Source organism: Pseudonocardia sp. C8 (assembly GCF_014267175.1).
Taxonomy (GTDB): Bacteria; Actinomycetota; Actinomycetes; order Mycobacteriales; family Pseudonocardiaceae; genus Pseudonocardia.
Window position 1 is genome coordinate 3,657,046 of the sequence record NZ_JACMTR010000002.1, and the last position, 20,275, is coordinate 3,677,320.

General features: G+C 73.2%; 19 protein-coding genes. 5 read left to right on the plus strand and 14 right to left on the minus strand.

The genetic code is table 11. The features are described from left to right. The first annotated feature begins 139 nt into the window (after positions 1-139). Positions 140-457 carry a hypothetical protein gene (locus tag H7X46_RS17475; protein WP_186360417.1) on the plus strand — a complete coding sequence of 106 codons (318 nt, stop codon included), beginning with the start codon at positions 140-142 and terminating at the stop codon, positions 455-457. An 853-nt stretch (positions 458-1,310) separates the two neighbouring features. On the opposite strand, the gene H7X46_RS17480 is transcribed toward H7X46_RS17475, so the two are convergent. Both H7X46_RS17480 and H7X46_RS17485 read right to left on the minus strand, forming a co-directional pair. Continuing rightward, complete coding sequence (locus tag H7X46_RS17480; RefSeq protein ID WP_186360418.1) at positions 1,311-2,639, minus strand: FAD-dependent oxidoreductase; 1,329 nt, start codon at positions 2,637-2,639, stop codon at positions 1,311-1,313. Between the two features lie 55 nt (positions 2,640-2,694). Next, entirely contained in the window at positions 2,695-3,567 is an 873-nt protein-coding gene (locus H7X46_RS17485) for a metallophosphoesterase (protein WP_186360419.1), read from the minus strand. 118 nt (positions 3,568-3,685) lie between these two features. Here H7X46_RS17485 and H7X46_RS17490 point away from each other — a divergent pair, with 118 nt between their 5' ends. Continuing rightward, the gene (locus H7X46_RS17490; protein WP_222131348.1) at positions 3,686-5,026 is read left to right on the plus strand and encodes a cytochrome P450; all 1,341 of its coding nucleotides are present in this window, start codon (positions 3,686-3,688) and stop codon (positions 5,024-5,026) included. Between the two features lie 136 nt (positions 5,027-5,162). On the opposite strand, the gene H7X46_RS17495 is transcribed toward H7X46_RS17490, so the two are convergent. The 5 genes from H7X46_RS17495 to H7X46_RS17515 form a co-directional block, all read right to left on the minus strand. Then, the gene (locus tag H7X46_RS17495; protein WP_186360420.1) at positions 5,163-5,648 is read right to left on the minus strand and encodes a DUF6069 family protein; all 486 of its coding nucleotides are present in this window, start codon (positions 5,646-5,648) and stop codon (positions 5,163-5,165) included. A 162-nt stretch (positions 5,649-5,810) separates the two neighbouring features. Beyond that, positions 5,811-6,857 (minus strand): phosphotransferase family protein, encoded by a 1,047-nt coding sequence (locus H7X46_RS17500; RefSeq protein ID WP_186360421.1) that lies wholly within the window; start codon positions 6,855-6,857, stop codon positions 5,811-5,813. A gap of 37 nt (positions 6,858-6,894) precedes the next feature. Continuing rightward, on the minus strand, positions 6,895-7,332 hold the full coding sequence (locus H7X46_RS17505; RefSeq protein ID WP_186360422.1) for a DUF3037 domain-containing protein: 438 nt from the start codon (positions 7,330-7,332) through the stop codon (positions 6,895-6,897). After that, complete coding sequence (locus H7X46_RS17510) at positions 7,329-8,153, minus strand: HipA family kinase (protein ID WP_186360423.1); 825 nt, start codon at positions 8,151-8,153, stop codon at positions 7,329-7,331. Before H7X46_RS17510 ends, H7X46_RS17505 begins: the two co-directional genes overlap by 4 nt. A 145-nt stretch (positions 8,154-8,298) precedes the next feature. Further along, positions 8,299-8,766, minus strand: coding sequence for a DoxX family protein (locus H7X46_RS17515; RefSeq protein ID WP_186360424.1), 468 nt, complete (start codon positions 8,764-8,766; stop codon positions 8,299-8,301). A 506-nt stretch (positions 8,767-9,272) separates the two neighbouring features. Between H7X46_RS17515 and pgi the strand changes: the two genes are divergently transcribed. Together pgi and H7X46_RS17525 are read left to right on the plus strand one after the other, a co-directional pair. Beyond that, complete coding sequence (gene pgi / locus H7X46_RS17520; protein WP_370588825.1) at positions 9,273-10,952, plus strand: glucose-6-phosphate isomerase; 1,680 nt, start codon at positions 9,273-9,275, stop codon at positions 10,950-10,952. Between the two features lie 43 nt (positions 10,953-10,995). Beyond that, entirely contained in the window at positions 10,996-11,634 is a 639-nt protein-coding gene (locus H7X46_RS17525) for a phosphatase PAP2 family protein (protein ID WP_186360425.1), read from the plus strand. 127 nt (positions 11,635-11,761) lie between these two features. Here the strand turns inward: H7X46_RS17525 and H7X46_RS17530 are convergent, their stop codons facing one another. The 6 genes from H7X46_RS17530 to H7X46_RS17555 all read right to left on the minus strand — a co-directional run bounded on the left by H7X46_RS17530 (position 11,762) and on the right by H7X46_RS17555 (position 16,990). After that, the gene (locus H7X46_RS17530) at positions 11,762-12,403 is read right to left on the minus strand and encodes a response regulator transcription factor (RefSeq protein WP_186362733.1); all 642 of its coding nucleotides are present in this window, start codon (positions 12,401-12,403) and stop codon (positions 11,762-11,764) included. A gap of 20 nt (positions 12,404-12,423) precedes the next feature. Beyond that, positions 12,424-13,959, minus strand: coding sequence for a sensor histidine kinase (locus H7X46_RS17535; protein WP_186360426.1), 1,536 nt, complete (start codon positions 13,957-13,959; stop codon positions 12,424-12,426). A gap of 142 nt (positions 13,960-14,101) precedes the next feature. Beyond that, positions 14,102-14,869 carry a maleylpyruvate isomerase family mycothiol-dependent enzyme gene (locus H7X46_RS17540; RefSeq protein WP_222131349.1) on the minus strand — a complete coding sequence of 256 codons (768 nt, stop codon included), beginning with the start codon at positions 14,867-14,869 and terminating at the stop codon, positions 14,102-14,104. After that, entirely contained in the window at positions 14,866-15,444 is a 579-nt protein-coding gene (locus H7X46_RS17545) for a TetR/AcrR family transcriptional regulator (RefSeq protein WP_186360427.1), read from the minus strand. Before H7X46_RS17545 ends, H7X46_RS17540 begins: the two co-directional genes overlap by 4 nt. Positions 15,445-15,628: 184 nt before the next feature. Beyond that, positions 15,629-16,027, minus strand: coding sequence for a cytochrome c oxidase subunit 4 (locus tag H7X46_RS17550; protein WP_186360428.1), 399 nt, complete (start codon positions 16,025-16,027; stop codon positions 15,629-15,631). Positions 16,028-16,039: 12 nt separating this feature from the next. Next, on the minus strand, positions 16,040-16,990 hold the full coding sequence (locus H7X46_RS17555; protein ID WP_186360429.1) for a cytochrome c oxidase subunit II: 951 nt from the start codon (positions 16,988-16,990) through the stop codon (positions 16,040-16,042). 283 nt (positions 16,991-17,273) lie between these two features. Here H7X46_RS17555 and asnB point away from each other — a divergent pair, with 283 nt between their 5' ends. Continuing rightward, positions 17,274-19,220, plus strand: coding sequence for an asparagine synthase (glutamine-hydrolyzing) (asnB, locus tag H7X46_RS17560; protein WP_186360430.1), 1,947 nt, complete (start codon positions 17,274-17,276; stop codon positions 19,218-19,220). Positions 19,221-19,287: 67 nt separating this feature from the next. On the opposite strand, the gene H7X46_RS17565 is transcribed toward asnB, so the two are convergent. After that, positions 19,288-20,223, minus strand: a complete 936-nt coding sequence (locus H7X46_RS17565; protein WP_222132106.1) for a carbohydrate kinase family protein — start codon at positions 20,221-20,223, stop codon at positions 19,288-19,290. Positions 20,224-20,275 lie beyond the last annotated feature (52 nt).

Genomic DNA, 20,275 nt, shown 5'->3' on the forward strand with positions numbered 1-20,275 from the left:
GTGCCGCGGTGGCGAACCGGCCACCGGAGAGCTGAGGCGGCACGGTGCAGTGGCGGGCCGCACGTGTGGCGAGCGTGCGCCGGAGGTCGTGCCGCCGAGGAGTCCGCCGGCGGCCGCCACGCGGCGTAGCGTCGACGGTATGGGCCGACGCCGCCGCGAGCCGGTGCAGGTCGTCACCGACCTGCGCGAGCCGCTCGCGGTCGAGCACGGCCGGCGGATCCGGATCCGGCTCGTCGCGATGGTCGTCTGGATCGCGGGCTGGATCGTCGCCGGCACGCAGTGGCAGGACGGCGTGCTCGCGACCATGATCCTTCTCGCCAGCGGCCCCGGGGTCTGGCTCCTGTGGTTCGTGTTCGTGCCGCCACGGCACGCCGCGGGACGACGCCGGCCCGTCACCCCACCCCCACCGCGCGCACTCCCCCGCGGCACGGATCCGGGACGAAACGACCGGCCCTGAGAGTCGATCAGCACGCGGGCGCCCCGGGGACGACCGGAACGCGCGACTCGACCACGGCGCACCGATCGATCAGCACGTTCGTGCCCCTGCGAGGACCGAACCGTGCAACTCGGCCACGGCACGCCAGTCGATCAGCACACATCCGCCCACCGAGGGCCCAGAACGTGCGTCTCGACGGAATCGCGTCAGTCGATCAGCACGATCACGCCCCACCGACGGCCAGAACGCGCGACTCGACGACGGCACACCGGTCGATCAGCACGTTCGCGCCCCACCGAGGACCGAAACGCGCAACTCGGCCACGGCACGCCAGTCGATCAGCACACATCCGCCGACCGAGGGCGCAGAACGTGCGTCTCGGCAGAATCGCGTCAGTCGATCAGCACCTTCGCGCCCCACCGACGGCCAGAACGCGCAACTCGACCACAGCACGCCAGTCGATCAGCACGAACTCGCCCGCCGGGGTCCAGAACGTGCGTCTCGACGGGATCGCGTCAGTCGATCAGCGCGATCGCGCCCGCCGAGGGCTGGAGCGTGCGCCTCAGCCACCCGGGCGCTCGGCGTGCTCGGTGTACTCGTCGCCGTCGTCTCGACGCTCGGCGCCTGGCAATCGGCGCCTGGCAATCGGCGCCTGGCCACCGGCGCCTGGCCATCGGCGCCTGGCCATCGGCGCCTGGCCATCGGCGCGGAGGCCGCGGGGTCCATCGACGCCTGCAGCGTGCGTCTCGGCGGAAAGCGCGTCGGTCGAGCGGCCCGCCCCGGCACCGGGCGCCCTGGCAGGGGGTGGGCGGCCACGGCGCTCCGCGACCGCCCACCCGAGCCCCGGCGTCACGTCGCCGGGTGGCGACCGGGATCAGCCGGCGCGGCTGATCTCCACCATCTCCTCGCGCGGGACCACCTTCATCCGCTCGCGGCCGCGGTCCTCCCCGAGCCGGCGCTCGTGCTTGTCCAGGGCCAGCCAGCCGTCCCAGGTCGTGAACTCGACACCGCGGCGGTCGAGCAGCTCGGGCACGGCCGCCGGGTCGCGCCGCGGCGCGCGGGGCAGGTCCGGCGCATCGGCGAGCAGGCTCCCGACCGTTTCCAGGGCGCAGCCCTTGGTGTGCCCGATCAGGCCGACCGGGCCCCGCTTGATCCAGCCGACGGCGTACACGCCGGGCATCCCCTGCACCCGGCCCGCCTCGTGCGGGATCACCCCGCGGGCGGCGTCGAACGGCAGCTCGGCGACCTCCGACCCGGTGTAGCCGACCGCCCGGTAGACCGCGCCCACCGGGTACTCGGTGAACACGCCGGTCCCGCGGACGTTCCCGTCGCCGGTGTACTCGGTGCGCTCCACGCGCAGCCCCTCGACGCGCTCGGCCCCGAGGACCCGGTCGGGCCGGGCGAGGAAGTGCAGGTGCACCCGCCGCGGGTCGCCACGACGGTCGCGCAGCGCCCAGTCCTGCAGGATCTTCACGACCATCTGGACGTGCTTGGTGGCGCGGATCTCCTGCATCGAGCCGTCGTCGAACTCGACGTCCTCCGGCTCGACGATCACCTCGACGCCGGGCACCTTGTCGAGCTCCCGCAGCTCCATCGGGCTGAACCGGGCCTGGGCCAGGCCGCGCCGGGCGAACACGTGCACGTCGGTGGCCGAGTTGGCGGCGAGCCCGGCGTGCACCGAGTCGGGGATCTCGGTGTCGAGCATGTCGCCGGCGGACTTCGCCAGCACCCGCGCGACGTCCAGCGCCACGTTCCCGGCGCCGATCACGGCGACTGAGCGGGCGTCGAGCGTCCAGTCCCGCGGGACGTCGGGGTGGCCGTCGTACCACTGGACGAACTCCGCGGCACCGTGGCTGCCGGGCAGGTCGACGCCGGGGATGTCGAGGTCGCGGTCGCGTTCGCAGCCGGTCGCGACGATCATGCCGTCATAGTGCTCGCGCAGGTCGGCCAGCGTCACATCGGTGCCGAACTCGACGTTGCCGAACAGCCGCACGGCCGGGTTGTCCAGCACCCGGTGCAGCGCGTGCACGATCTGCTTGATCCGCGGATGGTCGGGAGCGACGCCGTAGCGCACCAGCCCGAACGGCGCGGGCAGCTTCTCGAACAGGTCGACGGTCACGTCGGTGTCGGACTTGAGCAGGGTGTCGGCGGCGTAGATCCCGGCCGGTCCGGCACCCACCACCGCCACGCGCAGCGCGGTCATCGTTCTCCTCGGGGTCGGCGACCCTCGAGGCTACACGGAGGTAAGCCTTGCCTTATTATGACGCCGGTAACACCGTACGCGGCAGCAGGTCCGGGAAGTACCCGCCGACGCGCTCGGAATGCCGGCGCCACTCGCGCGGGTAGCCGAGGGAGGCCTCGACGAACGGCACGCCGTCGACCACGACCGTCCGCGGGATGTGCAGGTGGCCGTGGACGACCGCCGACGCCCGGTAACGGCGGTGCCAGTCCGCCGTCGCGGTGGTGCCGCACCAGAGCGCGAACTCCGGGTGCCGCAGCACGTCGCAGGGCTCGCGCACCAGCGGCCAGTGGTTGACCAGGACGGTCGGCAGGCCGGGATCGAGCGCGTCGAGCCGGGCCGCCGTCCTCGCCACCCGGTCGGCGCTCCACGCCTGCCGGGTCGGGTGCGGGTCCGGGTACATCAGGTGCTCGTCGGTGCAGACCACACCGGCCGCGTACGCCGCGGCGAGACCGTCGTCCGGTGTGGACGTCCCGGCCGGCAGGAACGAGTAGTCGTAGGGCACGAACAGCGGCGCGACGACGGCCGGTCCGCCCGGGCCGTCCCACACCGGGTAGGCGTCCTCGGGGGTGAGCACGCCGACCTCCCGGCAGCGGCGGACCAGCTCGCCGTAGCGGGCGACGCCCCGAAGCGACTCCGCGGCACCGTCGGCGTGCTTCGCCCGAGACCACAGCTCGTGGTTGCCGGGCACCCACAGCACGGTGGCGAACCGCCCGGCCAGCGCGGCGAGGGTGCCGACGACGCTGTCGACCCGCTCGTCGACGTCACCGGCCACGATCAGCCAGTCACCGGGATGTCCGGGGCTGAGAGCGTCGGTGATCTCCCGGTTCTCCTGGTGGCGCACGTGCAGGTCGCTGACCGCGAGCAGGCGCGGGCCGTGAGCAGCGGACACGTCTCCAGTAGTACCCGCCGCACCGACTCCGGTCGGCGAGGGATGGCCGAAGGATGCCTACCGGGAGTAAGTTACTGGCAGTAGGTTCGACGGCGAGCCGACGACGCGGGAGGTCGAGATGGCGGGATCGCGGGGTGTCCGGCGCTGGATCCGGTGGCTGCTGCGGCACGGGGCGATACGGCGGGAGGTGTCCCGGCAGGCGTCCAAGGGGGACCTCGGTGCCCAGATGATCATCAATCCGGACGCCGTGCGGGACCCGTACCCCGCCTACGAGCAGATCCGGTCCCAGGGGCGGCTCGTCCGCTCGGCGCTGTCCCTGACCACCGTCGACCACGAGATCACGACGGCGGTGCTGCGCAGCCCGGACTTCTGCGTGGGCCTGCGGATGCCCGAGAACGTCCCGAGCCTGCTGGGGGTGCTGCTCCGGGCGGGCGGGAGGTGGCCGCTCGGGCCGGCCGAGCCGCCGTCGCTTCTCTCGATCGACCCGCCGGACCACCAGCGGATCCGCAAGCTCGTCGCCCGGTCGTTCAGCGCGAAGGCGATCGCCCGGCTCCGCGGGCGCACCGAGGAGATCGCGACCCGGCTGCTCGACGACATGGAGGCGGACGCCGGGCCGGACCGGCGCGCCGACGTCATCGCCGACTACGCCTCGCTGCTCCCGGCGACCGTCATCGCCGAGATGCTGGGCGCGCCGGTGTCCATGCGGGAGAAGTTCCTCGAGTGGGGCGAGGGCGGGGCGTTCTCGCTGGACATGGGCCTGACCTACCGGATGTTCCGGCGGTCCGAGAAGGACATCGACGCGCTCGCCGAGTGGATGTCCGGGCACTTCGACGAGCTGCGCCGCAACCCGAACGACAGCATCCTGTCCTCACTGGTCCAGACCTACGACGAGGAGGAGGGCCGGCTCACCCACGACGAGCTGCTGTCGCTGGCGTTGCTGCTGCTCGCCGCCGGCTTCGAGACGACCGTGAACCTCATCGGCAACGGCACCCGCCTGCTGCTCGCCCACCCCGACCAGCTGGCCCGGCTCGCGGCCGACCCGGCACTGTGGCCGAACGCGGTCGACGAGATCCTGCGCCTCGACTCGCCCGTGCAGCGCACCGGCCGGGTCGCGGCACGCGACACCGAGGTGTGCGGCTACCCGGTCCGGCGGGGCACGCTGGTCCTGACGCACATCGGCGGGGCGAACCGGGACCCGGCGGTGTTCGAAGACCCGGAGCGGTTCGACGTCGGCCGCGCCGGCGCCGACCGGCATGTCGCGTTCAGCCAGGGCATCCACTACTGCCTGGGCGCGGCCCTGGCGAAGATGGAGGGCGAGGTCGGGCTGCGCGCGCTGTTCGACCGGTACCCGTCGCTGGCCACGGCGGGACCGGCGGAGCTGCGGGGCACCCGGGTGCTGCGCGGCTACCGGTCGCTGCCGGTGCGCCTCGGCGACGCCCGGGTCGGGGTCGGCGCCTGACGCTCGCCGCAAACGTCCCGGCCCGCCGCGCTGCACCCCGCCCCGGCGTGTCGCACCCTCCACGACAGGTGCGGCACGCCGGTCAGGGGTGCGGCAGTGGATCCGGGCCGCGGCGGCGCGGTCCGGGGCGCAGCGGTCAGGCCCGGGTGTTGGAAGCGCTGGTGACCGTCGTCGTCACCAGGCTGATGATCGCCATCCCGATGACCAGGTGGATCACCGCGGTCGCGATCCGGACGGTCACCGACTCGGTGGAGAACGCCAGGGGGTACACCGTCGCCAGCGCCGTGAGCAGGCCCGCGATCCAGCCGAAGTACGCCATCGGGCTGGGGACGGCCAGCAGCAGGACCTGCGCCAGGCCGGTCGCCGCGAGCCCGGCGATGGCCGCGACGATCGCGAGCTGCACGGCCGCGTCCCACCCACCGATCGCGTTCGCCTGGATCGGGGCCAGGTACGGGATCTGCAGCAGCACCCGGACGATGAGGAACCCGACCAGCGCGATCAGCCCGGCGATGACCGCGGTCGCGACACCGCCGGCCCACAGCCGGCTCGCCTGGACCGCGGGACGGCGCGGGGCGCGGGACTCTCGGCTCATCTCACGGGTCCGGTCGTCGGCCTCGGACATCTCGGTCTCCCCGGTCTGGTGCAGGTGCTCGGTGCGTGCCGTGGGCGACAGTGTGGCGCATCCGGCCGGCACGCGCCGCCCGGGTGATCACCCGGCGTGCCGCGGAGGTTACGCCCCCACCACACCCATGCGGAACCGCCGGTACCGGATACCCGCGAGGACTCACCGATCGAGGGCGTCGAGCGCGGCCTCGGCGTCCGCGGCGATGGACCGGCGCCGCCGGTCGAGCAGCTCCCCGGTCTCCCCGGCCGAGCCCATGTAGCCCTGGGCGTAGCGGGTCCAGACGCCGGTCCCGATGCACGCGCCGCGCCAGTACGCGAACGCCGTCCAGTACGGCAGATGGTCCAGCGGGTGACCCGACCGCTCGGCGTAGCGGGCAGCGATCCGGTCGCGCTCCGGCCAGCCCGGATCCGCCGTCGGGCCGCTGGCGATGGCCCGGCGGTCGTCCCCGGGCCGCTCCCAGGACGCGATCAGCCAGCCCAGGTCGGCCATCGGCTCGCCGAGCGTCGCCAGCTCCCAGTCGAAGATCGCCACGATCCGGCCGTCGCGGTACGAGAGGTTCCCGGGCCGGTAGTCGCCGTGCGCGATCCGGATCCCGGTCACCGGGTCGTCGGGCATGCGGGCGAGGAGCTTCTCGTGCGCGGCGTCGATCGCGGCGAGGTCGGTGAACGCGCTCGCGTGCGCCTGCTTGTGCCAGCGCCGCAGCTGGCGTTCCAGGTAGCGGCCGGGCCGGTGCAGGTCGGTGAGCCCGACCGCGTCGGGGTCGATCGCGTGGAGGTCGGCGAGCACGTCGGCGGTGTCCAGCCCGCACGACTCCCGCTCCGGTTCCGGGATCGCCGCCCCGGCCGACCGGTCACCGGGGACGACGCCGTCGACCCAGCTCATCAGGTAGAAGCCGGCGCCCAGGACGGCCGGGTCCGTGCAGTGCGCCACCGGTTCCGCGACCGGGACGCCGGTGCCGCTGAGCGCGGTGAGGAACCGCCACTCGCGGCCCATGTCGTGCGCGGTGGCGAGCACCCCGCCGGTCGGCGGGCGGCGCAGCGCGAACGACGTGCCCTCCGCGTCGACCACCCGGAACGTGAGGTTGGAGTGCCCGCCGGAGATCCGCTCCACGGTCACCGGCCCGTCCCCGGTCGCGACCTGCGGCGCCTCCGCGGCGAGCCAGCGGGTCAGGGCGACCGGGTCCACTCCGTCGTGCGCGTCCGCCATGCCCCCGATCCAACATGATCGTCTCCGTGCGGGCCACCTACTCCGGGGCGGGCGGCAGCACGAGGCGCTCCAGGAGCCGGTCGGCCTCGGCGTGCGGGTCCGCGGTGAGCCCGGTGTGGACCGGCCCGGGCTGGACGATGGTGCTGCGCGGGGTGGTGAGCCGCCGGAACCGCCGGCCGATGTCCTCCCCGGCGCCCGGACCGCGGGCGGCCAGGGCCCCGGTGCTGTGCCGGTCCGACCGGGGCGGCTCCGGGACCGCGGCGACGGCGGCGATCGTCTCCAGGACGTCGGCGACGGCGTCGGCGTCGGCGTACGGGTCGAGCGCGGCCAGCCGGGCCCGGTCCAGGTGCACGCGCACCGCCAGGACGTCACGCTGCCGGCAGTGCAGCAGGACACCGGCGTTGATCGCCTCGCCGCGCTCGATCCGCGGGACCACGCGCAGCAGCGCGTACTCGTAGGTCACCCGCCCGCTCACCGGCCGGCCCCGCCGATCCGCAGCCAGGACGGGCGCCGGGGCGCCCGCTCGACCGGGCGCGGCCGCCCGGCGGCGACCGCGGCCACGACGCCCGGCAGCCACGCGTCCCGCCGCGCCACGCGCCCGAGCAGCGCGGTCCGGTAGACGTCGCGGGCGGCATCGGGCGGGCCGTCCAGCCAGTCGTCGGGGACGAGCGCCAGCACCCCGTCGACCAGCTCGCCGGTGACCCGCGGGGCCAGGGCCGCGTCGGCGGCGTCGAGGTCCGGGCGGGCCCCGAGCAGGACGTGGTCGCCGGCGTCGTACGGCCTGTCCGGGAACCGCGGCGCCGCTGCCCGGTCGTGCGCGAACGTCAGGGTCGCGCCGTGGTCGATCACGTACGGGCAGCGGTGCCAGAGCAGCATGTTGGAGTTGCGCCAGGACCGGTCGACGTTGCCGACCAGCGCGTCGAACCAGAGCACCCGGCCCGCGAACTCCGGCCCGACGTCGAAGGCGAGCGGGTCCAGGTCGAGCGCGCCGGGCAGGAAGTCGACACCCAGGTTCGTCCCGGCCGAGTTCCGGAGCAGCTCCTGGACCTCCTGGTCGGGCTCGGTGCGGCCCAGTCCGGGATCGACGTCGACCGTGACGATCTCCGGCACCGGCAGGCCCAGCGCCCGCGCCAGCTCACCGGCGACGATCTCGTTGACCAGCACCGGCCGGCCCTGGCCGGCTCCGGTGAACTTGACGACGTAGGTCCCGAGGTCGCAGGCCTCCATCAGTCCGGGCAGCGACCCGCCCTCCCGCAGCGGGGTGACGTAACGGGTCGCGGTGACGTGACGCAGCACGGCCGGAGGCTATCCGGGCCGATCCGCGCCGGCGATCGAGATGCGACCGGCCCGCACCCCGTGGCGTCGGGGCGCGGGCCGTGGTCACGCGGGAGCAGGTCACCGGCCCGTCCGGCGTCGCGAAGCACGGACGGGCCGGGAGGTCTCACACCGAGATGACCTGCCGCGGGATCGCGCGGGTCTGCGCGATCCGGCGCTCGGCCCGCTCGGCGAGCACCGCGTCGAGGCTGAACCGGCCGGGGCCCGCCACGGCCAGGGCCAGGGTGGCGCAGATGATCGTGCCGACGAGCGCCCAGCCGTTGTCGGCCATGAACAGGCCGTTCTTCCCGTGCACGAACCAGATCGCCCCGGCCATCACGAACGTCATGAAGCCGGCGGGGACCACCATCCGGCAGCCCAGCGCGACCGACGCCGAGAACACGAGCTCGACGACGATCGTGAACGACGCCGCGGCGATGGCGATCGGGATGCCGTACTTGGCGAAGACCGCGGCGGTGTCGAAGAGACCGGCGTTGATCTTCTTCCAGGCGTGCATGACCATGATGTAGGCCAGCAGGAGACGACCGACGAGCAGGACGACGTCCCGCGGGGTTCCGGTCAGGGAGCGGTACACGGTTCCTCCAGAAACAGCATGATCACGTCGGGTGAACTGGCCACCACGGAATGCACACGACCTTAGGGCCGCAACGCCCCTGCTCCCCCCGGCCCAGCGACAGTGCGCGACGAGACGACCGCATTGGGCGACGAGTGCGGGATGGCTCACAGCTCGTCGCGCGACCCGGCGCCGGACGGGGCCGTGACCGGCGGATCCACGGGCACGACCGGGCGAACGGCAGTACCCGGGGCGCCCGGCACCGACGGCGAGCACGGACCGTTCCGGGTGCCGGGGCGGCCGTCACTCGGTCGCCGCAGCGCCGGCCGGACGGCGCAACCCGGCGCACGCGCACGGTGCGCAACGGGTGCATCCCGTCGAGCCGAATCGACCGTTCGTCCACCGCGGCCCCGTTCTCGCCGGGCGGTACACCCGGCCGGCCCAGTGCCGGGCGGGCCCTCCGGACGTACCCGGGTGTCCGCCGCGCCGCCACGCCCCGCGGCTTGACGCTGCGGAATGATGGCCGGGTGTCCGACACGAGCAACGTCATCGGCAGAGACATCACGGCGACCCCCGAGTGGACCGCGCTGATCGAGCATGCGGCGGTGATGGAGCCGCGCCACCTGCGCGCGCTGTTCGCCGACGACCCGGATCGGGCGTCGGCCCTGACCGCCGAGGGCGCGGACCTCCTCCTCGACTACTCCAAGCACCGCATCACCCGGGAGACGATCGGGCTCCTGGCCGCGCTCGCGCGCGCGGCCGGCCTGCCCGAGCGCACCGAGGCGATGTTCACCGGCGCGCACGTCAACACCTCCGAGGACCGTGCGGTGCTGCACACAGCGCTGCGGCTGCCCCGCGACGCCGAGCTCGTGGTCGACGGGCAGGACGTCGTCGCCGACGTGCACGCCGTCCTCGACCGCATGGGCGCCTTCGCCGACGCGGTGCGCTCCGGGGAGTGGACCGGCTTCACCGGCGAGCGGATCCGGACGATCGTCAACATCGGCATCGGCGGCTCCGACCTGGGACCGGTCATGGCCTACGAGGCGCTGCGCGACTACGCCCAGCGCGACCTCGAGTGCCGGTTCGTGTCCAACATCGACCCGACCGACCTGTCCGAGACCGTGTCCGACCTGGACCCGGCGACGACGTTGTTCATCGTCTCGTCCAAGACGTTCACGACCCAGGAGACGCTGACCAACGCGCGCAACGCCCGGTCGTGGCTGCTGGACACGCTGGGCACGGACGACGAGAAGGCCGTCGCGCGGCACTTCGTGGCGGTGTCGACGAACGCGGAGAAGGTGGCCGAGTTCGGGATCGCCACCGAGAACATGTTCGGCTTCTGGGACTGGGTGGGTGGCCGGTACTCGCTGGACTCCGCGATCGGCCTGTCGCTGATGTGCGCGATCGGCAAGGAGCGCTTCGCCGAGTTCCTGGCCGGCATGCACGCGATGGACGTCCACTTCCGCGAGACCCCGCTCGAGGAGAACCTGCCGGTCATCGCCGGGATGCTCGGCGTCTGGTACGCGAACTTCTTCGGCGCCGAGACCCGCGCGGTGCTGCCCTACTCCCAGTACCTGCACCGCCTCCCGGCCTACCTGCAGCAGCTGACGATGGAGTCCAACGGCAAGTCGGTCCACCTGGACGGCAGCCCGGTCACCACGACGACCGGCGAGATCTTCTGGGGCGAACCCGGCACCAACGGCCAGCACGCGTTCTACCAGCTGCTGCACCAGGGCACCCGACTCGTGCCGGCCGACTTCATCGGCTTCGCACGGCCGAACCACGACCTGCCCGGCGAGGGCGAGGCCGACATGCACGACCTGTTCATGGCGAACCTCTTCGCGCAGAGCGCGGCACTGGCGTTCGGCAAGACCGCCGAGGAGATCGAGGCCGAGGGCACCCCGGCCGACCTCGTGCCGCACAAGGTGATGCCGGGCAACCGGCCGTCGTCGACGATCCTGGCGGAGAGGCTGACGCCGTCGGTGCTGGGCCAGCTGATCGCCTTCTACGAGCACGTGACGTTCGTGGAGGGGGTGATCTGGGGGATCGACTCGTTCGACCAGTGGGGGGTCGAGCTCGGCAAGGTGATGGCCAGGCAGTTCGGCCCCGCGCTGTACGCCGCGGACCCGCCGGACGCGGCCGAGGCCGGTCTGGACGCCTCCACCGCCGCGCTGATCGGCCGCTACCGGAGTTGGCGCGGGCGCTGACCGGACCCGGCGGGCGCACCGCACCGCCGGGCACACTGGTCTCGTGGACGATCATCGACCGGATCCGCGCACGACGGGGGTCGTGGCGGCGCTCCTGCTGGTGTCGGCGGTCTCGATGCTCCTCATCGGCGGGAGCGGGGGGCTGCACCGGGACGCGGCGGCCGCGGCCGTGCTCGCCGCCGGGCGGGAGCCGGCGCCGGTGACCGCGGCGCTCGTCGTGACCGAGGTCGGCAACACCGTCGGCAGCACGCTGGTCGCGCTGGCCGCGGGAGCCGTGCTGGCCTGGCGCGGCCGCCGGGCGGAGGGGGCCTGCCTGGCGGCGGTGCCGATCGTCGCGAGCCTGGTGTTCACCGCGCTCAAGCGGCTCGTGGACCGGGCGCGGCCGCCGGCGGACCTGCAGGTCCTGGCCGAGGCGAACGAGTCACTGCCGTCCGGGCACGCGACGATGGCGGCGGCCGCGTGGACCGCGCTGGTGCTGGTGTTCTGGCCCTCCCTGACCCGCCGCGTGCGGGTGCTGCTCACTGCTTTCGCGGTGCTGTGGGTGGGCGCGGTCGGGTTCACCCGGGTCTACCTGGGCGTGCACTGGTTGTCCGACGTGCTCGCCGGGTGGGCGCTGGGCGCCGGGCTGGCGTTCGCCGGGGTCACGGTGCTCGCCGCCCGGCGACACCGAGCCACGGCCTGACCACCGCTCCCCCGCTGCCCCACTCCCCCTTGTGTTGCCACTCATTGAGCTTTGGTCCCGTGGCACAGGACTAAAGCTCCATGAGTGGCTTACGGGTGGGGCCAGGTGGGCAGCTCCGGCACGCCGGTCAGCCCTCCAGCCAGGCCAGTACCGCCATCACCCGGCGGTGGTCGTCCGACGACGGCGGCAGGCCCAGCTTGGTGAAGATCGACGAGATGTGCTTCTCGACGGCCCCCTGGGTGATGACCATCAGGCGTCCGATCGCGGTGTTGGTGCGGCCTTGCGCCATCAGCTCCAGCACCTCCCGCTCGCGCGGCGAGAGCTCCGCGAGCGGGTCCCGGCGGCGGCGCTTCGTCAGCAGCGCGGACACGACCTCCGGGTCGAGGACGGTGCCGCCCGCGGCGACCCGGCTCAACGCGTCGGAGAGGTCGGCGAGCTTGGACACCCGGTCCTTCAGCAGGTAGCCGACCCCGCCACCGGCCTCCAGGAGGTCGGTGGCGTAGGACTCCTCGACGTACTGGGACAGCACGAGGATGCCGACCTCCGGGTGCTGCCGGCGGATCTCGAGCGCGGCGCGCAGGCCCTCGTCGGTGAACGACGGCGGCATCCGCACGTCGACGACCGCCACCTCCGGTGCGTGCTCGCCCACCGCCTCGACCAGCGCGGTCCCGTCACCCACCGCGGCGAGCACCGTCGCGCCCGCCTCCTCCAGCAGCCGGACCAGGCCCTCGCGCAGCAGCATCGAGTCCTCGGCGAGGACCACGCGCATCGTCATGCGCACATCCTGGGTCACGCCTCCCCCAGTCCGGCGACCGGTACCTCCGCGGTCAGGACCGTGGGACCGCCCGGCGGGCTGTGCACGTCGAGGCGGCCCTCGACGATCTCCAGGCGGTCGGCGAGCCCGGCCAGCCCGTGGCCCTTGCCGAGGTGGGCGCCGCCACGGCCGTCGTCACGCACCACGATCCGCAGCAGCGACCCGTCGACGGCGACCGTGACCGACACCGCGGACGCGCCGGCGTGCTTGGCCACGTTGGTCAGCGCCTCCGACACGACGAAGTACGCCGTGTTCTCCACCAGCGCGGGCAGCCGGGTGCCGGGGTCCAGGCCGACGTCGAGGTCGACGCGGACGGGGCTGCGCCCGGCCGCCGCGGCCAGGGCCGGACCGAGGCCCCGGTCGGCGAGGATCGGCGGGGCGATGCCGCGGGACACCGCCCGCAGCTCCGAGAGCGCCTCGCGGGTCTGTTCCAGGGCCTCGTGCAGGAGCGGGCGGGCGCGTTCGGGGTCGTCGTCGAGCCGCCGGACGGCCGTCTCCAGGTCCATCCCGAGGCGGACCAGCCGCTGCTGCGGGCCGTCGTGGATGTCGCGTTCCAGCCGGCGCAACGTCTGGGCCTCCGCCGCGACCGCGGCCCGCCGCCCCGCGGCGAGCGCCTGGGCGCGGGCGCGCAGCGCGGCGGTCTGGTTGGTGAGCAGGCCGCGGGCCAGCAGGGCGCGGACGTCGGTCAGCCAGCGCACCACCGTCGGCAGCGTGACCAGCAGCAGGACGCCGAGACCGGTGTTCAGCGCGATGTCGCCGACCGTCGACTGGAAGCCGGTGACCGACCGGAACAGCGTCCAGCCGTCGTCGCCGCGCGGCAGCGACCACTGCCAGAACACGTAGAGCAGCCCGGCGAGCCCGGTCACGGCCCACACCAGCGCGACGGCGGCGGTGACGATCCGCAGCGGGAGCGCCGCGGCGGCGTGCGCGAGGTCGCGCCAGCTCTGCGGGTCGGCCAGCGCGCGGAACAGCCGCCCCATCAGCCGGCGTCCGCGGTTGGGCCGGTAGTGGTGCGGCGGCAACGGCCGTCCGGTCGCGGCCACGGTCGCGCGGCGTTCCAGCTCGGCGAACCCCCGCGCCGCGGCGAGCGTGCCGACGGTGATCGGGAGCCCGATCCAGAGCACGAACGTCGCCGCGCCGAGCCCCAGCCCGACCAGAACCACGATCCCGCTGACCAGTGCCAGCGGCAGCCCGGTCAGCAGGTAGGCCATCTGCACGCCCAGCCGGGTCCGGCCGGGCCAGCCGGACGGCCACTGCATCGCCTGCGGGAGGTGCGGCCCGTCGCGGAGCAGGTACTCGCGCAGCGCACCGTTGCCCCAACCGTCCAGGGCCCGGACCAGGTGCGGGTCCAGCGGGTTGCCCGGTTCGGAGTCCGGCCGGAGCCGGCCGGTCGGCGGCACCGCCTCGGCCGCGGACCCGCCGGGCGGGGCGCCCTCCGCGCCGGCGGGGACGTCCACGGACGGGCGCCGGCGGCCGGTCGGTTCCCCGGCGGCCCGCGTCTGATCCGGCATGGCGGTCGGTCCCTCCGGTCGGCTCGTGCCGCCGTCGAGGATAGGCGCGCGGGCCGGTCGGCGGAGATCGTTCCGGTGTGCCGTTGGTGACGGCGTCGCCGCTCCGCGGGCCCGGCCCACCGGGGCCTCCGGCCGCGGAGCGTCAGAACGGGACCTCGGTGTCGAGCAGCTCCGTCGCCGGGGCGCGGCGGCTGACGACACGGCAGAACTCGACGGCGTCCAGCTCCAGCTCGGCTCCCCCGGCCCCGAACTCCCAGCGCCCGCCTGCGGGTCCGGTGAGGGTCAGCGTGCAGGGCGAGCCGTGGCGTTCCGCCCACTCGGCGACGACGTCGGCGACGAGCGCGCCGTCGTGGCCCGCCGTGAGCTCCGGCGCCCGACCGGTGGCGCGCGCGGTGTCCATGCGGTGCATCCAGGTGTCCCGGGTGAGGATCGTGTCGAAGAGGAAACCCCAGGTCCATCGCTCGGCGACGCCACCGACGACCTGCCGGTCGGGCATCGGCGCGCGGCGCAGCCAGGCGGGGCGGCTGCGGCGGCCCCGGGCGGCTCGCGGACCGGCTTCGGCGTAGCGCGCGACGATCTCGTCCGGGCTCATCCCGGCCCGCTCCTCGACCTGCAGCCCGGTCAGGCAGTCGATGAGGAGCCCGCCGTGCTTCCGCTGGCGCAGCTGCGCCTTGACGTTCTGCCGGACCATCTCCGGTGCCGAGGCCGCCATCACGGCCATACCGAGGTTGTGCGCGGCCATCTGCCGCACGTCCCAGGCCGGGCAGTCGGTCGGCGCGGCCCACTCCTCGGGGGACAGGCTCCGCAGCTGCGCGAGGTAGCGGCCGTATTCGGTCGCCGCCAGGCGCATCGCCGTGTCGTGGTCGAGTGCCGGGCCGCGGGTGGCGGACACCGCCGGGATGGTGGTCATGGTCGTCGTGTCTCCTCGGACGGCCGGGTGGTGGGAAGGTCGAGCTCGTCGGCCAGCAGGTCGACGATGCGGTCGAGCTGGCGGACGTAGCGCGTGCCGCCGGGGTCGTTCTGCCACTGGGCGCCGACGAGACCGCCGGTGACGACGACGATCAGGTCCATGTCGTCGTCGTCGAGCCCGCCGGTGATCTGCTCGAGCGCGCGGCGCACGCGTTCCAGGGCCCGCACGGCGGGCGCGTAGTTCTCCGGTGTCGGGGTGAAGTCGGGGATCACGCGCTGGTCCATCAGCTGGTGGCGCGCGAGATCCTCGAGGGAGAACGTCACGTAGTGGCGGGTGAGCGTGTGCAGGGCCGCACGCGGGTCGTCCGGGAGCTCGACGGCGGCGACGCTGTCGTCGAAGTCCTGCCAGGCCTGCCCGAACATGGCGTCGTAGATCGCGTGCTTGGAGTCGAAGTGCGAGTACAGCGACGGCGGTCGCATCCCGACCCGGGTCGCGACCTCGCGCAGCGTGACCGCGGCGATCCCCTGCTCGCGCGCGACCGCCCAGGCCGCGTCCAGGATCGCCTCCCGCGCCACCTTACGGCGGGCGGTTTTCCAACTCGTGACCGGTTCCCCTAACACAGTTAGGAACTGTGATCGCCGTCACCCCGCCCGTCAAGGCCGCCGCGCCGAGCGGTTCGCGGCGGTCGGTCGAGCCGGTGCCCGGACGCGCGACGACCCCCGTCCCGGGTGCGGGAGCGGGGGTCGTCGGGCGCGGGACTCAGTGGTGGGCGGGGCCCCGGTGGTACTCGAAGACCAGGCCACCCACGGCGATCAGGACCAGCGTCAAGCCGACCACGATCATCCACGCGTAGAAGAACGCCAGGCCGATCCCGGTGAACGCGGCGGCCGCGGCCAGGCCGATCGGCCAGTAGCTGCCCGGGGAGAAGAAGCCGACCTCGCCGGCGCCGTCGGAGACCTCGGCGTCCGGGTTGTCCTCGGGCCGCTCCTCGAGCCGCCGGGAGACGAACCGGAAGTAGGTGCCGACGATCAGCGACAGGCCACCGGTCAGGAACAGGGCGGCGATGCCGACGGGCTCGCGGGCCAGCACCGTGTACACGATGCCGCACACGAAGAAGAACACGGTGCAGATCTCGAAGATCCGGGACTCGATCTTCATGGTCGTCCTCCCTCAGCCCGTGACCTGCGCGGCCAGCTGGCCCCGCTCGGTCGTGAACGGCTGCGTGGTGACCGCCTCCGGCGCGCACCACTGACCGCAGTTGAGCGCCTGCAGCGCCTCACCGGTGGTGTACGGCTGCCCGGTCTGCGGGTTCGTCGCCTTGCGGAGCTGGATGTAGCGGTCGAAGAGCGCGGGCTCGAGGGCACGCACCTCGAAGTTCATCTGCGAGTGGTAGGTGCCGCACAGCTCGGCGCACCGGCCGACGAAGGCGCCCTGGCGGTCGATGCCGTCGATCACCCAGGTGTTGTCCTGCTCGTTGCGCTCCGGGTAGGGGAAGACGTCCCGCTTGAACAGGAACTCGGGCACGTAGAACGAGTGGATCACATCGGGCGAGCGCTGCGTGAACGCGATCGAGCGCCCGGTCGGGACGACCATGATCGGGATGACGTCGCTGGTGCCGAGCGTGCTCACCGGCCTGCCGTTCGCAGCGACCTCGTCCGGGTAGGAGAACTCCCAGTTCCACTGGAACCCGACGATGTCGACGCGGAGGTCGGCGGGCCCGCCCGCGGTGACCTCCTCCTTGTCGACGAAGTTCTGCACGTTCACCGTGAAGCCGAACAGCACCGCGACGATCACGGTCGGGATCGCGGTGAAGACGATCTCGACGGGCAGGTTGTACTGGGTCTGGCGCGGGAGCGAGCCGTCGTCGTCCTTCCGCTTCCGGTGGAAGATCATCGCCCAGAACATCGCGCCCCAGGTGATGACGCCGACGACCAGCGCAGCGATCGCGGACCAGGTCCACAGGTTCCGCATGGACTCGGCCTCGGGGGTGACCCCGACCGGCCATCCGAACCGGATGACCTCCTCGACCGAGCAGCCGGACAATGCCAGCACGGCCGGCACACCCAGCAGGCCGAGCTTCGCCGCCCGGGCGATCCGGGAGCGGCCTTCCGATCGGGCCACTGCGCGCCGCCTTCCTGTCTTCTCCTGCGTCAGCCGCACTGCCAGCACGTTCTTCCCTCTACCGTCACCACGGGGATGATCGGAGCCGCACCGCCCCGTCACTCGGACGGAGCAGGCGTCTTCGACCTCGCGTAGAGCCTAGACGAACCCCCCGCGACACGCGCCCCCCGGGGTTGCGGCGCGTCGATCGTCCGGCGCCGGAAATCGGCAGTCTCGCAGGAGGAAGGCGCCGACGCACCGGGGCGCGCGAGATCCGTCCGGCTGACTCGTCATACTGGCCGATGTGTGCGGACTGCTGGGACTGCTGACCGCCGGGGCGGACGCCGCGACCCGGGTCGAGCCGATCGCCGACGCGCTGCGCTGTGCGCGGCACCGCGGCCCCGACGAGAGCGCGACGTGGAACGACCACGACCTCGTCCTCGGGTTCAACCGGCTGTCCATCATCGACGTCGAGCACTCGCACCAGCCCCTGCACTGGGGGCCGGTGCCGGGTGAGGACACCCGCTACACCATCGTCTTCAACGGCGAGATCTACAACTACCTGGAGCTCCGCGAGGAGCTCATCGAGACCTACGACGCCGCGTTCGCCACCGAGGGCGACGGCGAGGTCATCGTCGCCGCGTTCCACTACTGGGGCCCGGCCGCCGTGCAGCGGCTGCGCGGGATGTTCGCCTTCGCCATCTGGGACGCCGTCGAGCGGGAGCTGTTCGTCGCCCGCGACCCGTTCGGGATCAAGCCGCTGTTCCTGGCCACCACGGCGGCCGGCACGGTGTTCGCCAGCGAGAAGAAGTCGATCCTCGCGCTGGCCGGCGAGCTGGGCCTGGGCCTGGACCTCGAGCCCGCCGCACTGCAGCACTACCTGACGCTGCAGTACGTCCCGGAGCCGATGTCGCTGCACCGGATGATCTCGCGCGTCGAGTCGGGGACGCACGTGACCGTCCGGCCCGGCGAGGAGCCGCTGCACCAGCGCTACTTCGCGCCGAAGTTCATCTCGCTGCCCTCGCACGCCCCGGCGAGCGCCGAGGCCGAGGCCATCGTGCACGGCGAGATCGCCGATGTCCTGCGCGACTCGGTGGCCAAGCACATGCGCGCGGACGTGACCGTCGGCGCGTTCCTCTCCGGCGGCATCGACTCCACCGCGATCGCGGCGCTCGCCAAGGAGCACAACCCGAACCTGATCACCTTCACGTCCGGCTTCGAGCGGGAGGGCTACTCCGAGGTCGACGTCGCGGCCGAGTCGGCCGCCGCGATCGGCGTCCGGCACGTGGTCCGGACGGTCAAGCCGGACGAGATGATGGAGGCCCTGCCGCTCATCATCTGGTACCTCGACGACCCGGTGGCCGACCCGGCGCTCGTCCCGCTGTGGTTCATCGCCCGCGAGGCCCGCGAGCACGTCAAGGTCGTGCTCTCCGGCGAGGGAGCCGACGAGCTGTTCGGCGGCTACTCGATCTACCGCGAGCCGCTGTCGCTGGCGCCGTTCGAGAAGGTGCCGGGCACGCTGAAGCCGCTGATGCGCCGGGCGTCGCGCAAGATGCCCGAGGGCATGCGGGGCAAGGACCTGCTGCGGCGCGGCTCGCTGTCGCTCGAGCAGCGGTACTACGGCAACGCCCGGATCTTCCGCGACGACCAGCTGCACGAGGTACTGCGCGGCTACGACCCGCGGGTGTCGCACATCGACGTCACCGCCCCGCACTACTTCGCCTCGCACGACTGGGACCCGGTCGCCCGGATGCAGCACGTGGACCTGTTCACCTGGCTGCGCGGCGACATCCTGGTCAAGGCGGACAAGGTGACGATGGCCAACTCGCTGGAGCTGCGGGTGCCGTTCCTCGACCCCGAGGTCTTCGGGATCGCCTCGTCGCTGCCGCAGTCCCAGAAGATCACCCACGGCGCGAACGGCACCACGAAGTACGCGCTGCGCCGGGCCTGCGAGGGGATCATCCCGCCGCACGTTCTCAACCGGCCCAAGCTGGGCTTCCCGGTGCCGATCCGGCACTGGCTGCGCGACGAGATGTACGCCTGGGCGCGGGACATCCTGCAGAACTCCGGGGCCGGGCACCTGATCGACCTGCAGGCCGTGCACCGGATGCTCGACGCGCACCGCGCGGGCCCGGTCGACCACTCCCGCCGGATCTGGGCGGTGCTGGTGTTCCTGCTCTGGCACGGGATCTTCGTCGAGAAGCGGATCGTGCCCGACGTCCCGACGCCGACCTACCCGGTCAAGATCTGACCCCGTCCGACGGCGAACGGCCGGCACCCGGGATCCGGGGCCGGCCGTTCGGTCGTCGAGGGGTGCCTCAGGCGGGCAGGATCGCACCGATCTCGTCGGCCGCGACGTCACCGAAGGTGCCGCGCAGCCGGGCCAGGGCCGCCGTGCGGTCCCAGGCCCATTCCTGCGGGCCGTCGGTCTCGAGCACCGACGTCGCGATGAGCGCACCGAGCTGGGCCGACCGCTCCAGCGACAGCCCCCGGTTCAGCCCGGTCAGCAGGCCGGCCCGGTAGGCGTCACCGACCCCGGTCGGGTCGACGGTCGCGGTCGGGGCGACGACGTCGACCCAGGTCTCGGTGCCGTCGGCGTCGACGATGACCGAGCCCTTCTCGCTGAAGGTGGTGATCCGCGTCCCGACCTTCCCGGCGACGTCCTGGGCGGTCCAGCCGGTCTTCTTCAGCAGCAGCTCGAACTCGTAGTCGTTGCTGATCAGGTAGGTGGCCCCCTCGACCAGGCGCTTCACCTCGTCACCGCCCATCCGGGCGAGCTGCTGCGAGGGGTCCGCGATGAACCGGTAGCCCTGGGCCCGGCACTCGTCGGTGTGGCGCAGCATCGCCTCGGGGTCGTTGGCGCCGATGTGCACCAGGTCGAACCCGCCGACGCGCGCGGCGATCGGCGCGAGCTCGATCTCGCGGGCCCGGGCCATCGCGCCGGTGTAGAACGACGCGATCTGGCGCATGTCGTCGTCGGTGGTGCAGGTGAAGCGGGCGGTGTGCACGTCGTCGAACGTCGACACCCCGGAGGTGTCGACGCCCACGTCCTCGAGGACCCGCCGGTACTCGGCGAAGTCCGGGCCCACCGCACCCACCAGAACCGGCTTCTGGCCGAGCACGCCGAGTGCGAAGGAGATGTTCCCGGCGACCCCACCCCGGCGGACGACGAGCTCGTCGACGAGGAAGCTGACCGAGATGCGGTCCAGCTGATCCGCGAGGATCTGCTCGGAGAACTTCCCCGGGAAGTGCATCAGGTTGTCGGAGGCGATCGATCCCGTCACGGCAATAGGCACGCGGGGCACC

Bases quoted from the DNA above. Each gene is read 5' to 3' on its own strand.
- H7X46_RS17475 (WP_186360417.1), top strand. From the start codon at position 140: ATGGGCCGACGCCGCCGCGAGCCGGTGCAGGTCGTCACCGACCTGCGC.
- H7X46_RS17480 (WP_186360418.1), bottom strand. From the start codon at position 2,639: ATGACCGCGCTGCGCGTGGCGGTGGTGGGTGCCGGACCGGCCGGGATC.
- H7X46_RS17490 (WP_222131348.1), top strand. From the start codon at position 3,686: ATGGCGGGATCGCGGGGTGTCCGGCGCTGGATCCGGTGGCTGCTGCGG.
- H7X46_RS17495 (WP_186360420.1), bottom strand. From the start codon at position 5,648: ATGTCCGAGGCCGACGACCGGACCCGTGAGATGAGCCGAGAGTCCCGC.
- H7X46_RS17500 (WP_186360421.1), bottom strand. From the start codon at position 6,857: ATGGCGGACGCGCACGACGGAGTGGACCCGGTCGCCCTGACCCGCTGG.
- H7X46_RS17530 (WP_186362733.1), bottom strand. From the start codon at position 12,403: ATGCGCGTGGTCCTCGCCGAGGACTCGATGCTGCTGCGCGAGGGCCTG.
- H7X46_RS17535 (WP_186360426.1), bottom strand. From the start codon at position 13,959: ATGCCGGATCAGACGCGGGCCGCCGGGGAACCGACCGGCCGCCGGCGC.
- H7X46_RS17540 (WP_222131349.1), bottom strand. From the start codon at position 14,869: ATGACCACCATCCCGGCGGTGTCCGCCACCCGCGGCCCGGCACTCGAC.
- H7X46_RS17550 (WP_186360428.1), bottom strand. From the start codon at position 16,027: ATGAAGATCGAGTCCCGGATCTTCGAGATCTGCACCGTGTTCTTCTTC.
- H7X46_RS17565 (WP_222132106.1), bottom strand. From the start codon at position 20,223: ATGCACTTCCCGGGGAAGTTCTCCGAGCAGATCCTCGCGGATCAGCTG.